This is a genomic window from Sphingomonas jejuensis, assembly GCF_011927695.1.
GTDB classification, from domain to species: Bacteria; Pseudomonadota; Alphaproteobacteria; order Sphingomonadales; family Sphingomonadaceae; genus Sphingomonas_K; species Sphingomonas_K jejuensis.
Window position 1 is genome coordinate 996042 of sequence record NZ_JAATJE010000001.1, and the last position, 12564, is coordinate 1008605.

A 12564-nucleotide genomic window follows, 5' to 3' on the forward strand; every position below is an offset into this window, starting at 1 on the left:
GGGATCAGCGGCCCTGCGGCTGCTGCGCCGGCTGCTGCTGCGGCTGGGCGGCGGGGGCCTGCTGCTGCTGGCCACCCGGCTGCCAGCCGGCCGGCGGCGTGATCTGCACGCTCGGCACCGCCCGGTTCAGCTCGGCGGTGACGTCGCGGGTGATGTCGGCGGTCGGCTGGAACGACACGGCCGCTTCCGGACGGATCACCAGCTGGACGCGCTTGGCCGTCATCGCCGCGCGCAGGGCGGCATCGAGGCGGCTGACGATCTGCTCCTCGACATAGGCGCGGGCGAGCGCGACCGGCTGACCGATGCGGGCCAGTTCCTGCTGGGCCGCCTGCTCGCGGGTCTGGATCTGCTGAAGCTGGGTCTGCAGCGCCTGCTGGTTCGGGTTCGGCTGCTGCTGCGCGGTCTGGAACGCGGTCACCAGCGGCTGGAGCTCGGCCTGGATGGCGGTGCGGCGCTGGTTCACCTGGGCGATCTGCGCGGCATAGGTGGTCTGCATCTGCGTCATCGCCGTGGTCCAGGCGGTGGACTGCTGCACGGCCTGGTCGATGTTCACGACGGCGATGCTGGTCGCCTGCGCGAACGCCGGGGCGGCCGACAGGGTGAGCGTCGGGAGCGCCAGCGCAAGGGCGGCGGCCTTCATGATCTTGGTCATCAGAATGCGGTTCCTACGTTGAAATTGAAGAGCTGGGTGTCGTCGCCCTCTTCCTTGAGGACGGCATAGGCGAGGTCGATGCGGAACGGCCCGAACGGCGAGTTCCAGTTGACGCCGAGGCCGACGGAGACGCGCGGGCTGGGCGTGTCGCCGGTGTAGACCTCCCGGAAGGCCGGGATCTGCTGCGAGATGAGCAGCGTCGCGCCCGTCGGGCAGTTGGCGCCCGGCTGGATCGGCACGACCGATCCGGGCGTGGTGCCGCTGGCGGGGATCGAGCACTGGCGCAGGCCGGCCGCGTCGAGCAGCGGAATGTCCACGGGGGTCCGGATGTCGGTCAGCACCGGCCGGGTCAGCCCGAACACCGCGCCGGCATCCACGAAGATGGACGGACGCAGGCCCAGTTCACGCGCGCCGGAGCCGAGCGGGATCTCGAGCTCCGCACGGCCGAGATAATAGGCGCGGCCGCCCAGCGCGTCCTGAACGATCTGGTCGCGCTCCGTGGAGATGAAATCGTCCGGATCGGTCGTCGTGGTATCGTAGAAGAAGCGGCGGATGCGCGGACCGACGCCGCGGATGTCGAAGCCGCGGATCTGCGGCTGGCCGAGGAAGAAGCGGTCCACCAGGCGGACGCGCTCCAGCTCGTTGCCGTCGGCATCCTCGCGGCGGCCTTCGAGCGAGTGGATGTAGCCGCCCTCGACGCCCAGCGAGAAGATGAAGCCCGACCCGAAGTTCCAGTATTTGTCGAGGTCGACGCGGGTCCGGACATATTTCACGCTGCCGCCCAGGCCGGCGAAATCCTGGGTCAGGACCGCGCGGTTACCGTTGGTCGGGCGCAGGCGGTTGTTGGTGGTGTCGTAGATCAGCGAGTAGCTGAGCGACGACGTGGCGCGGTTGCCGAGCGCTTCGCAGAGATAGCGGCCGGCGAGCAGCGGCGAGCACTGGCCGTTCAGGAAGAAGCGCCCCTCGTCGAGCGACACGTCGTCGACCTGGAAGCCATAGCGGCCGATCAGCGTGGCATATTCGGTCAGCGGCGCACCGGCACGAAGCTGGAAGCCCGTCGAGACATTCTGGTAGGTGGTCTGACGCTCGTTCCCAAGACCGAACTGGAAGCTGTTGAGATCGCGCCGGAAAAGATCGACGCCGACCTGGATGTTGCGGTCAAAGAGATAGGGCTCGGAAAAGCCCAGCTCGATCGAGCGGGTATAGCTGGAATAGTTCACCGCAGCGCGCAGCGTCTGGCCCTTGCCGCGGAAGTTGCGCTGCGCGATCGAGCCGTTGACGATGAAGCGTTCCAGGCTGGAGAAGCCCGCCGACAGCTGCAGTTCGCCCGTCGCGCGCTCCTCGACATTGGCCGCGAGCACGATCCGGTCGGGCGTGGAGCCCTGCGACTGCTCGATCTGCAGATTTTCCTGGAAGAAGCCGAGCGAGTTGATGCGATCGGCCGAGCGGCGCACGGCGATCGCATTGAAGGCGTCGCCCTCCGTCAGGCGGAACTCGCGGCGAATCACCTTGTCCTGCGTGCCGGTGTTGCCGTTCACGTCGATCCGCTCGACATACACGCGCGGCGCGTCGGCGATCTGGAAGGTGATGTCCATCGTCAGCGTTTCGCGGTTGCGCGCGAACTGCGGGTTCACCTCGGCAAAGGCGTAGCCGACGAGGCCGGCGGTCGACGTCAGCAGCTCAACCGTGTCCTCGACCTGCTTGGCGTCGTACCAGTCGCCGGTCCGCATCGGCAGCGCGCTGTCGAGCGAACCTTCGCGGAAGTCGCGCAGCGCCGAATCCACGCGCACGTCGCCGAACTTGTAACGTTCGCCTTCCTCGACGACGTAGGTGATGATGAAGTCGCGTCGATCGGGCGTCAGCTCCGCCACGGCCGAGACGACGCGGAAATCGGCATAGCCGTTGGTCAGGTAGAACTGCCGGAGCTTGCCCTGGTCGGCCGCCAGGCGATCGGGATCATAGGTGTCGCCCGACGAGAAGAAGCGGTACCAGCGGGATTCCCGCGTGTACATCTCGCTCCTCAGCTCGCGATCGCTGAACACATCGTTGCCGATGATGTTGATCTGGCGGACCTTGGAACGCGGCCCCTCGTTGATCTCGAAGACGATGTCGACGCGGTTCTGGTCGAGGCGGACCATCTGCGGCTCCACCGTCGCGGCATAGCGGCCCTGGCGGCGATAGAGCTCGACGATCCGGGCGACGTCGGCGCGGACACGCGACGGCGTGAAGATCTGGCGCGGCGCCAGCCGGATCTCCGGCCGGATCTTGTCTTCCTTCAGCCGGCGATTGCCCTCCAGCACGATGCGGTTGATGACCGGGTTTTCCTGGATCTGGACGACCAGTTCGCCCGTGTCCGCGCCCGCGATCGCCGCGCTGGAGAACAGCTCGGTCGCGTAGAGCGCGCGGATGGCCTCGTCGAGGCTCTCCGGCGTGTAGGGCTGGCCCGGGCGGAGCGTGATGTAGGACAGCACCGTGTCCGGCTCCAGCCGCTGCGCGCCTTCGACGCGGATCGACCGGATCGTGTTCTGGGTCAGCGGCGAGGTCACCGCCGGCGACGCCGGCTGCCCCGTCTGGAGCGCAGGCGGGGTCGGCGGACCGGCGGGCCGCGGCGCAGGCGCCGTCTGCGCCGCGACGGGCGCCGACAACATGGTGCCCACCATCAGGGTGGCGACCAGCGAATGCCGCCCTGCCCGTGCCAAATTCGACGTCACGCCTGCCCACCTTTGATAAAGAAAAAGGAACGGCCGTCCCCGGCCCTGCACCCGCCCCGGGCGCCCTGCCCCAAGCCGATCACCCGATCAAGCCAACCAGCCCGTCGAGAACCCGCATGTTGATCAGGTCGTTGATCGTCACGAACACCATCAGGGACAGCACCAGCAGCAAACCCGACCGGAACGCCCATTCCATCACCGTGGGGCTGACCGGTTTCCGCCGGACCGCCTCGATCGCGTAGAAGAGCAGGTGCCCGCCGTCGAGCATCGGGACTGGCAACAAGTTGATGAATCCCAGATTAATTGAAATCAGCGCCACGAAGAAGGCAAAGGTCTCCCACCCGATCATCATCTGTTCGCCCGACGCGTTGGCCATGGCGATCGGCCCGCCAAGCTCCCGCACCGAGCGGCGCCCGGTGATGATCTGGCCGAGCGTGTCCGTCATGAGCGTCAGGATCTCGCCCGTCTGCCGGACCGCGACCAGCGGTGCCTCCAACAGGCCCACGGGAACGGTGACGGGATCGGTCTGCCCGATGCCCATCAGCCCCATGCGGAATTCATTGCCGAAGCGGTCGCGTTCCAGCTGCACGTCGGGAGCGGCCAGGATGCGCAGGCGCTGGCCGTTCCGCTCGACCTCGAAGGCGAGCGTTTCCTGCGGGCGGAAGCGCACCACGCGGACGATGTCGTTGAACGACCGGGTGTCCCGCCCGGCGATCGACAGGATGCGGTCGCCCGGCTGGAACCCCGCGCGCGCGGCGGCGCCACCGGCCACAACCTCTCCAGCGACCGCAGGCGTGCGGTTATCGCCATAGGCAAAGGCAAAGCCCGCCAGGATGAGGATCGCGGCAAGGAAGTTGATGACCGGCCCGGCGGCGACGATGATCGCGCGCTGCCACACCGGCTTTGCCTGGAAGGTGCGCGCCCGCTCCTCGGCCGGCAACGAGAGCCATTCCGCCGACGGCTGGCTTGCCGGGTTCATGTCTCCGGCAAAGCGCACATAGCCGCCGAGCGGCATCCAGCCGAGCTTCCAGCGGGTGCCGCGCCGATCGGTCCAGCCCGCCACCTCACGCCCGAAGCCGATCGAGAAGGCCTCCGCCTTCACGCCGAACAGGCGGCCGGCGAGATAATGTCCCATCTCGTGAATGAAGACGAGCGGTCCGATGACGAGCAGGAACGCGAACAGCGTGAGCAGCAGGCCCGGGTTGTCGATCAATGCCGCACATCCTCCAGCAACCGGTCGGCCACGACGCGCGCCTCCCGGTCGATCGCGAAGACCTCATCCAGCGTCTGGGGTGCCGGCGGGTCGTAGCTTTGGAGCGTATCGTCCACAATTGCGGCGATATCGAGGAAGCCGATGCTGCCTGCCAGGAAGGCGGCCACCGCCACTTCGTTGGCGGCGTTCAGGATGGCGGGCGTCCCCCCACCGGCCATGAGCGCCTGTCGCGCGAGGCGGAGGGCGGGAAAGCGGGTTTCGTCCGGCGCCTCGAAGTCGAGCCGGCCGATGGCGGCGAGGTCGAGCGGGGGGCACGGCCCGGTCATGCGATCGGGCCAGGCAAGTGCGTGGGCGATCGGCACGCGCATGTCGGGCGGGCCCATCTGCGCCAGCGTGGAGCCGTCGACATATTCGACCATGGAATGCACGACCGATTGCGGGTGCACGATGACCTCCAGCCGCTCGGCACCCACGGGGAACAGGTGAAAGGCCTCGATCAGCTCCAGGCCCTTGTTCATCATGGTGGCGCTGTCGACGGAGATCTTGGCGCCCATCGACCAGTTGGGATGCTTCACCGCCTCAGCTGGCGTGACCGACGCCATGGCGTCACGCGGCATTGCGCGGAACGGCCCCCCGCTCGCCGTCAGCACGATGCGTCGCACGCGGTCGAGCGACTGGCCGGCAAGGCATTGGAAGATGGCGTTGTGTTCGGAATCGACGGGAAGCAGGGTCGCACCGGACCGGGTGGCGGCGGCGGTCATCAGGGACCCGGCGGAAACCAGCGCCTCCTTGTTGGCGAGCGCGACTGCCCGTCCCCCGGTCAGCGCCGCCATGACGGCGGGCAGCCCCGCGCAGCCGACGATCGCGGCCATGGTCCAGTCGGCGCCCATGGATGCCGCTTCCACCACCGCGGCCTCGCCGCCCGCCGCCGTGATGCCGGTGCCGGACAGCGCGTCCCGCAGCGCCGGCAGGCACGCCTCGTCGGCCACCACGGCATGGCGCGCGCCCAGGCGCCGGGCAGCGGCGGCAAGCTTTCCGACATCGCGGTGCGCGGTGAGCGCCAGCACCTCGAAGCTGCCGGGCGCGCGCGCGATGAGGTCGAGCGTCGAACTGCCGACCGATCCCGTGGCGCCCAGCACGGTGACGCTGCGCATCAGCCGAGCCCTTTAAGGAGGAGAAGCAGCGCAACGGCGGGCGCGACCGTCACCAGCCCGTCGAGCCGGTCGAGCACGCCGCCATGGCCGGGAAGCAGCGTGCCGCTGTCCTTCACGCCTGCGCGGCGCTTGATGCTGCTTTCGTAGAGATCCCCGGCCTGCGCGATGATCGCGAGCACGGGCGCGGTGAGCACGAGCTCGATCGGAACGCCGAAGCGCTCGTTGAACGCCAGCCCGACCAGCAGCGCCGCCGCCATGCCGCCGATCAGCCCCGCCCAGGTCTTGTTCGGGCTGACCCGCGGCATCAGCTTGGGCCCGCCGATCAGCCGTCCGGCGAAATAGGCGCCGATGTCGGTCGCCCAGACCGTGGCCATCGTCCAGAAGGCGATGGCAAGCCCGCCCGGCAGCTCGCGCAGCCACAGCACGGCCACCGCGGGCAGGGCGACATAGGGGATGCCGAGCGCGAGCTGCGGGTGGCGCGTGACCGCCCCCACGAAGATCGTCGCGCCGCCGATCAGCCCCAGCACCAGCCAGCTCGGCCCCGCGGCGATCGGATCGGGCGCGAGGATCGCCAGCGGCACCACCAGCGCATAGAGCGCGATCCGCTTGGCTCCGCGCGGCGCGCGCGCCAGCTCCGCCCACTCCGCCATCATCAGGATGGAGGCGACGCAGATCAGCAGCCAGAAGGCCGCGCCGCCGAGCGACAGGCAGATCCAGGCCAGCGCGATCAGGATCGCGGCGACCAGAGCCTTGCGCGGAAGGTCGGCAATCCAGTTGCGGCGGATGCCCGGCATCAAAGCCCGCCGAACCGACGGGTGCGCCGTCCGTAATCCTGGATCGCGGCGGCAAGCGCGTCGCCGTCGAAGTCCGGCCACAGCGTGTCCACGAACAGCAGCTCGGCATAGGCGGCCTGCCACATCAGGAAGTTGGACAGCCGGTGTTCGCCCGACGTGCGGATGACGAGGTCGGGCGGCGGCAGCCCGGCGGTGTCGAGCCGGCTCTCGATCGCGGCGGCATCGATGGCCGACGGATCGACGGCGCCGGAGGCCGCATCCGCCGCAATCGCGCGGGCGACCCGGACCAGCTCGTCCTGCGACCCATAGTTGAGCGCGACCACAAGGGTCGTGCCGGTGTTGTTCGCCGTCTGCGCCACGGCATCGTCGATGAGCGTGACAAGATCGGGTTCGAACATGCGGTGGTCGCCGATCACGCGCAGGCGGACGCCGGCGTCGACCAGCTGCTTCAGCTCCGCCTTGATGAAGCGGCGGAGCAGACCCATCAGGTCCGCGATCTCCTGCGCGGGGCGGCGCCAGTTCTCGGACGAGAAGGCGTAAAGCGTCAGCACCTCGATGCCGTGGTCGCCCGCCGCGCGCACGACACGCCGCGCGGCCTCGACGCCGGCACGGTGCCCGGCAAGGCGGGGCAGATGACGCTGCCCGGCCCAGCGGCCGTTGCCGTCCATGATGATGGCGACATGACGGGGCGTCGCCCCCGCCCCGCCCCCCGCGTCCGTGCGCGCGCCGGCGGGGTTCACTTGCCGAGGATTTCCTTTTCCTTGGCGCCGGCGGCCGCGTCGATGTCGGAAACGGTCGCGTCCGTCAGCTTCTGGACCTCGGTCTCCAGCCGCTTGCGCTCGTCCTCGCCGATCACGCCCTTCTTCTCGTCGGCCTTCAGCGCATCCATCCCGTCGCGGCGGACGTTGCGCACCGCCACGCGGGCCTTTTCGGCATATTGCCCGGCGAGCTTGGCAAGCTCCTTGCGGCGCTCCTCGGTCAGGTCGGGGATCGGCAGGCGGATGTTCTGGCCGTCGACGATCGGATTGAGGCCGAGGCCGGCCGAGCGGATCGCCTTGTCGACCGGACCGACGTTGGACTTGTCCCACACCTGAACCGCGATCATCCGCGGCTCCGGCGTCGACACCGTCGCCACCTGGTTCAGCGGCATGTGCGCCCCGTAGACCTCGACCGTTACCGGATCGAGCAGCGCGACATTGGCACGCCCGGTGCGCAGGCCGGACAGATCGCCCTTCAGGGCCTCCACGGCACCGCTCATGCGGCGATCGAGATCGGACTTGTCGTAAGCGGCCATCACAGGCTCTCCTTGGTCTCGTTGGTGACGATCGTCGCGGTGCCCTCGCCAACGAGGATCCGCGCCAGGTTGCCCTGTTCGCGGATGTTGAACACGACGATCGGAATATCGTTGTCACGGCAGAGCGCAACGGCGCTGGCGTCCATCACCTTCAGATTGTCGGACAGGACACGCCCGTAACTGACTGTCTCATAACGCTTCGCCGTCGGGACCTTCTTGGGGTCGGCATCATAGACGCCGTCCACCGAAGTGCCCTTCAGGAGCGCGTCGCACTTCATTTCCGCCGCACGCAGTGCAGCGCCGCTGTCCGTGGTGAAATACGGGCTGCCGACACCGGCGGCAAAGATCACGACGCGGCCCTTTTCCAGATGCCGCTCGGCCCGCCGGCGGATGAACGGCTCGCACACCGATGCCATCGGGATGGCGGACTGGACGCGGGTGTCGACGCCGATCTGTTCCAGCGCGTTCTGCACGGCCAGCGCGTTCATGACCGTCGCCAGCATGCCCATATAATCGGCGGTTGCGCGTTCGAACCCCTTGGCCGCCGCCGCCAGGCCGCGAAAGATGTTGCCCCCGCCGACCACGACGCAGACCTCGTGCCCCGCCTCGCGCGCGGCGGCAATCTCGCCAGCGACGCGGGACGTGACGGCGGGGTCGATGCTGAGGCCTTCCGGCCCCATCAGAACCTCGCCCGACAGCTTCAGGAGGATACGGTTGAAGCGCGGGCGGGACATGGGGGCGTGGAATCTCGGATAAGGTGCGGGAAGGTCGCGGGACCTTAGAGACGGTCAGGGACGCTGCCAAGCGCCGGGACCATGGCGTCATGCGGGATGTCCTCCCGCAACGCCCCGCGCCGGGTGCGCGACGACCACGTCGCCGCCCACCCGGCCGGTGCATCAAGGCGATCGTCGCGACGCCATCTGCGCCGCGACGATCGCCGCCGCGTCAGGCCTTCTTGACGCCGGCGGTGGCGGCAACCTCGGCCGCGAAGTCGGACGCTTCCTTCTCGATGCCCTCGCCCAGCTGGAAGCGGGCATAGTCCTTCAGCGTGATGGAGCCGCCGGCGTCCTTTGCCGCCTGCGCCACGACCTCGCCGACCGGGGTCTTCTGATCGACCACGAAGATCTGCGTCATCAGGCCATTTTCGCGGCGATACTTGTCGACCGGACCCTTGATGATCTTCTCGGCGACCTCGGGCGGCTTGCCGACGATCTTGTCGGCCGCCTTCTCGCGCGCGATCGCCGCCTCACGCTCGACCAGCGCCGGGTCGATCGCGTCGCCGGTCAGCGCGAGCGGGTTGGCAGCCGCGATGTGCATGGCGAGCTGCTTGCCCAGGCTTTCCAGCGCAGCGGCCGGCGCATTGCCTTCAAGCGCGACCAGCACGCCGATCTTGCCCATGCCCGGGGCAGCCGCATTGTGGACGTAGGAGACCACGCGGCCCTCGGACACCTCGAGCAGCTGCGCGCGGCGCAGCGACTGGTTCTCGCCGATGGTGGCGATGTTGGAGGTGAGCTTTTCCGCCACGGTGCCGCCGCCGGGGTAGCCGGCCGCGGACAGCGCCTCGATGTCCGAACCGGTCTCGAGCGCAAGCGTGGTCACGTCGCGCACGAACGACTGGAACTGCTCGTTCTTCGCGACGAAGTCGGTCTCGGAATTGACCTCGACGACCGCGCCCTTGGTGCCCGACACGGCAACGCCGACCAGACCCTCGGCGGCGGTGCGGCCGGCCTTCTTGGCGGCGGCGGCAAGACCCTTGGTCCGCAGCCAGTCGATCGAGGCTTCCAGGTCGCCGCCGTTTTCCGCCAGCGCCTTCTTGCAGTCCATCATGCCGGCGCCGGTGCGCTCACGCAGTTCCTTCACGCTTGCCGCGGTGATCTCGGCCATGTGCTTGATCCTTTCGGGATATGAATGTGGGGCGGCGGTCCATCGACCACCGCCCCGTGTCAGTTTCGCGACGCGGGCGCGGCTCAGCCGGCCGGCTGCTCCTCGGCCGCCGGCGCATCGGCCGCGACGGAGGGCGATGCCTCGGGCGTCTCGTTGAGCGCGGCCTCGACGGGCGGCTCCTCCATGGCGCCGAAATCGACGCCGCGGCGCTGCTGCGCACCCTGGTTGCCGCGCGTCGCTGCCTCGGCGATCGAATCGCAGTAGAGGCGGATGGCGCGGGCCGCATCGTCGTTGCCCGGAACCGGGAACGCGATGCCGTCGGGCGACACGTTCGAATCGAGGATCGCGACGACGGGGATGCCGAGCGTGTTGGCTTCCTTGATCGCCAGCTCTTCCTTGTTGGCGTCGATCACGAACATGATGTCGGGAATGCCGCCCATGTCGCGGATGCCGCCCAGCGACAGCTCGAACTTGTCGCGCTCACGCGTCAGCTGCAGCACTTCCTTCTTGGTGAGGCCGTGCGTGTCGCCCGCGAGCTGCTCTTCCAGCGCCTTGAAGCGCTTGATGGAGCCCGAGATCGTCTTCCAGTTGGTGAGCATGCCGCCCAGCCAGCGATGGTTGACATAGTGCTGACCGGCGCGGCGCGCGGCCTCGGCGATCGGCTCCTGCGCCTGGCGCTTGGTGCCGACAAACAGCACCTTGCCGCCGGCCGCAACCGTCTGCGACACGAAATCAAGCGCGCGCGCGAACAGCGGCACCGACTGCGACAGGTCAAGGATGTGGACCCCGTTGCGCTCGCCGTAGATGTACGGCTTCATCTTGGGGTTCCAGCGGTGGGTCTGGTGACCGAAGTGCGCGCCGGCCTCGACAAGCGCGTTCAGGGTGACGGTGGGGACCGCCATGAGCATTTCTCCTACCCGGTTGTACCTCTGGAGGGCGGAACCGGGTGAATCACCCGGCACCGGTATGGATGCCCTCCATGCGGAATGGACGCGCCCTTAGCGGTGGCGCGCGCGATGATCAAGCGTTGACATAGGAACAAACCGAGAACATACGGGCTGTGGCTTTTGAAAAGGGGGCTTGAGCAATGCTGATGGCGGTTCTGATGACGATGCTCTTTGCGATCGCGGCATCGATGATCTTGCAGGTCGGCGGCCAGATCCTGACGCGTGACGGCGCGCGGATCGTGCGGCTGCTGGCAATCGGCCTTGGCGGCCGTCAGGCGACGGTTGCGGTGCGGCGCTGACGCTGCACCCGGGCATAGCTCCGGATGCTGAACGGGATGGCCGCAAGGTAGAACAGGCACAGGATGCTGAGCGTCGCCCACGGCGCGGTCAGCAGCGCCCCGCCCAGGATCGCCACCACCGCGATCGCCTCCAGGCGGATCGTGCGGCGGACCCGAAGCGAGCTCCAGCTGTAGGTCGCGACGTTCGAGATCATCAGAAAGGCGACCAGCGCCGCCCAGGGGGCCACGACCAGCGGCTCGCGGAAGATCGGCTCTCCCGTCCACAGCCACAGGAACAGGGGCAGGAAGGTCAGCCCCGCCCCGCTCGGTGCGGGCACGCCGGTCAGGAAGCCGGCCGACTTGTGCGGCTGCTGCTTGTCGTCGATGGCCGCGTTGAAGCGGGCGAGCCGCAGCGCGCAACACACCGCATGCGCAAGCGCGAAGATCCAGCCGAACTGCGGCACGGCCTGCAGCGACCACAGAAACAGGATCAGCGCCGGCGCCACGCCGAACGCGATCACGTCCGAGAGCGAATCAAGCTCCGCGCCGAAGCGGCTTTCGCCCTTCAGCAACCGCGCGATGCGGCCGTCGAGCCCGTCGAGCACGCCCGCAAGGATGATGGCGGCGGCCGCGCGTTCCCAATCCTCGCCGATCGCGAACCGGACCCCGGTCAGCCCGGTGCAGAGCGCCAGGGCGGTGACGGTGTTGGGGGCAAGCGCGCGCAGCGTGATGCCGCGCCGGGCCTGGCGCTCCTCGGGGTTCAGCACCTGCGGCTCACTGCGGGACCGCCGTGGCGGCGTCGCTGCGGCCGATCACGCCCAGGATGGTTTCCCCGGCGATGGCGCGCTGGCCGAGCGCCACGCGCGGCGCGGTGCCGGCCGGCAGGTACACGTCGACCCGGCTGCCGAAGCGGATGAGCCCGATGCGCTGGCCGTGCGCGACAATGTCGCCCGGCTTCACGAACGGTACGATCCGGCGCGCGACCAGCCCCGCGATCTGGGTAAAACCGATGCGGGTGCCGTCCTCGCGCTCCATCAAGATGTGCTGGCGCTCATTCTCGTCGCTTGCCTTGTCGAGGTCCGCGTTCAGGAACTTGCCGGAGATATAGACGACGTCGAGCACCCGCCCGCCGATCGGCGCGCGGTTGATGTGCACGTCGAACACCGACATGAAGATGGACACGCGGATCATCGGCTGGTCGCCCAGGCCGCGATCGCCCGCCATCTCGCGCGGCGGCGCGACTTCCTGGATCAGCGTCACAAGGCCGTCAGCCGGCGACACGATGAGGTCGTCGCCGCTCGGCACGGCGCGGACGGGATCGCGGAAGAAGGATGCGACCCACAGCGTCACACCCACGAACAGGAACCCCAGTTCGTCCCACACGAAGAACAAGAGGATGAGCGAGATCGCCGCCGAGGCGACGATGTATTTGCGCCCTTCCGGGTGAACCGCCGGGAAGCGCCACTTCACGGTGGTCGTCACGACCGGCGGCTTGTCGAGCGATGCCATCGGCTCGTCCTATCCGCCGCGCCCCCGGCTGACAATATCCGTGAGGCGTCCTCACCCGATCCGCCCTGCCCGTTGATCCAGCCGGGCCGCCCGCCTAGGACGCCGCCATCCCTTTTATCAGCACGGAT

Annotated in this window: 13 protein-coding genes; 1 reads left to right on the top strand and 12 read right to left on the bottom strand. The window is 68.6% G+C overall.

Annotation, left to right across the window (positions count from 1 at the left end):
* Positions 1-4: 4 nt before the first annotated feature.
* The 10 genes from GGR88_RS04960 to rpsB form a co-directional block, all read right to left on the bottom strand.
* Positions 5-652 (bottom strand): OmpH family outer membrane protein, encoded by a 648-nt coding sequence (locus tag GGR88_RS04960; RefSeq protein WP_167953488.1) that lies wholly within the window; start codon positions 650-652, stop codon positions 5-7.
* Positions 652-3312, bottom strand: coding sequence for an outer membrane protein assembly factor BamA (gene bamA / locus GGR88_RS04965; RefSeq protein ID WP_167954369.1), 2661 nt, complete (start codon positions 3310-3312; stop codon positions 652-654). Before bamA ends, GGR88_RS04960 begins: the two co-directional genes overlap by 1 nt.
* Before the next feature lie 130 nt (positions 3313-3442).
* A complete protein-coding gene (gene rseP / locus GGR88_RS04970) occupies positions 3443-4576 on the bottom strand; it encodes an RIP metalloprotease RseP (protein ID WP_167953489.1) in 1134 nt (377 codons plus the stop codon).
* The gene (gene dxr, locus GGR88_RS04975) at positions 4573-5730 is read right to left on the bottom strand and encodes a 1-deoxy-D-xylulose-5-phosphate reductoisomerase (RefSeq protein ID WP_167953490.1); all 1158 of its coding nucleotides are present in this window, start codon (positions 5728-5730) and stop codon (positions 4573-4575) included. Before dxr ends, rseP begins: the two co-directional genes overlap by 4 nt.
* On the bottom strand, positions 5730-6524 hold the full coding sequence (locus GGR88_RS04980; RefSeq protein WP_167953491.1) for a phosphatidate cytidylyltransferase: 795 nt from the start codon (positions 6522-6524) through the stop codon (positions 5730-5732). The genes dxr and GGR88_RS04980 overlap by 1 nt, the downstream gene beginning before the upstream one ends.
* Positions 6524-7264 (bottom strand): isoprenyl transferase, encoded by a 741-nt coding sequence (locus tag GGR88_RS04985; protein ID WP_342449721.1) that lies wholly within the window; start codon positions 7262-7264, stop codon positions 6524-6526. The genes GGR88_RS04980 and GGR88_RS04985 overlap by 1 nt, the downstream gene beginning before the upstream one ends.
* Entirely contained in the window at positions 7261-7818 is a 558-nt protein-coding gene (frr, locus tag GGR88_RS04990) for a ribosome recycling factor (RefSeq protein ID WP_167953492.1), read from the bottom strand. The genes GGR88_RS04985 and frr overlap by 4 nt, the downstream gene beginning before the upstream one ends.
* A complete protein-coding gene (gene pyrH / locus GGR88_RS04995) occupies positions 7818-8552 on the bottom strand; it encodes a UMP kinase (protein WP_167953493.1) in 735 nt (244 codons plus the stop codon). Before pyrH ends, frr begins: the two co-directional genes overlap by 1 nt.
* 211 nt (positions 8553-8763) lie before the next feature.
* Complete coding sequence (tsf, locus tag GGR88_RS05000; RefSeq protein ID WP_167953494.1) at positions 8764-9702, bottom strand: translation elongation factor Ts; 939 nt, start codon at positions 9700-9702, stop codon at positions 8764-8766.
* An 83-nt stretch (positions 9703-9785) separates the two neighbouring features.
* Complete coding sequence (gene rpsB / locus GGR88_RS05005; protein WP_167953495.1) at positions 9786-10604, bottom strand: 30S ribosomal protein S2; 819 nt, start codon at positions 10602-10604, stop codon at positions 9786-9788.
* Between the two features lie 203 nt (positions 10605-10807).
* On the opposite strand from rpsB, the gene GGR88_RS05010 reads away from it, so the two are divergent.
* On the top strand, positions 10808-10948 hold the full coding sequence (locus tag GGR88_RS05010) for a hypothetical protein (protein ID WP_167953496.1): 141 nt from the start codon (positions 10808-10810) through the stop codon (positions 10946-10948).
* On the opposite strand, the gene GGR88_RS05015 is transcribed toward GGR88_RS05010, so the two are convergent.
* Both GGR88_RS05015 and GGR88_RS05020 read right to left on the bottom strand, forming a co-directional pair.
* Positions 10921-11694 carry a CDP-alcohol phosphatidyltransferase family protein gene (locus GGR88_RS05015; RefSeq protein ID WP_167953497.1) on the bottom strand — a complete coding sequence of 258 codons (774 nt, stop codon included), beginning with the start codon at positions 11692-11694 and terminating at the stop codon, positions 10921-10923. The genes GGR88_RS05010 and GGR88_RS05015 overlap by 28 nt on opposite strands.
* Positions 11695-11701: 7 nt before the next feature.
* The gene (locus tag GGR88_RS05020) at positions 11702-12436 is read right to left on the bottom strand and encodes a phosphatidylserine decarboxylase (RefSeq protein ID WP_167953498.1); all 735 of its coding nucleotides are present in this window, start codon (positions 12434-12436) and stop codon (positions 11702-11704) included.
* Positions 12437-12564 lie beyond the last annotated feature (128 nt).

Bases quoted from the DNA above. Each gene is read 5' to 3' on its own strand.
- bamA (WP_167954369.1), bottom strand. From the start codon at position 3,312: ATGGTGGGCACCATGTTGTCGGCGCCCGTCGCGGCGCAGACGGCGCCT.
- GGR88_RS04980 (WP_167953491.1), bottom strand. From the start codon at position 6,524: ATGCCGGGCATCCGCCGCAACTGGATTGCCGACCTTCCGCGCAAGGCT.
- GGR88_RS04960 (WP_167953488.1), bottom strand. From the start codon at position 652: ATGACCAAGATCATGAAGGCCGCCGCCCTTGCGCTGGCGCTCCCGACG.
- frr (WP_167953492.1), bottom strand. From the start codon at position 7,818: ATGGCCGCTTACGACAAGTCCGATCTCGATCGCCGCATGAGCGGTGCC.
- tsf (WP_167953494.1), bottom strand. From the start codon at position 9,702: ATGGCCGAGATCACCGCGGCAAGCGTGAAGGAACTGCGTGAGCGCACC.
- GGR88_RS05010 (WP_167953496.1), top strand. From the start codon at position 10,808: ATGACGATGCTCTTTGCGATCGCGGCATCGATGATCTTGCAGGTCGGC.
- GGR88_RS05020 (WP_167953498.1), bottom strand. From the start codon at position 12,436: ATGGCATCGCTCGACAAGCCGCCGGTCGTGACGACCACCGTGAAGTGG.
- pyrH (WP_167953493.1), bottom strand. From the start codon at position 8,552: ATGTCCCGCCCGCGCTTCAACCGTATCCTCCTGAAGCTGTCGGGCGAG.
- dxr (WP_167953490.1), bottom strand. From the start codon at position 5,730: ATGCGCAGCGTCACCGTGCTGGGCGCCACGGGATCGGTCGGCAGTTCG.
- rpsB (WP_167953495.1), bottom strand. From the start codon at position 10,604: ATGGCGGTCCCCACCGTCACCCTGAACGCGCTTGTCGAGGCCGGCGCG.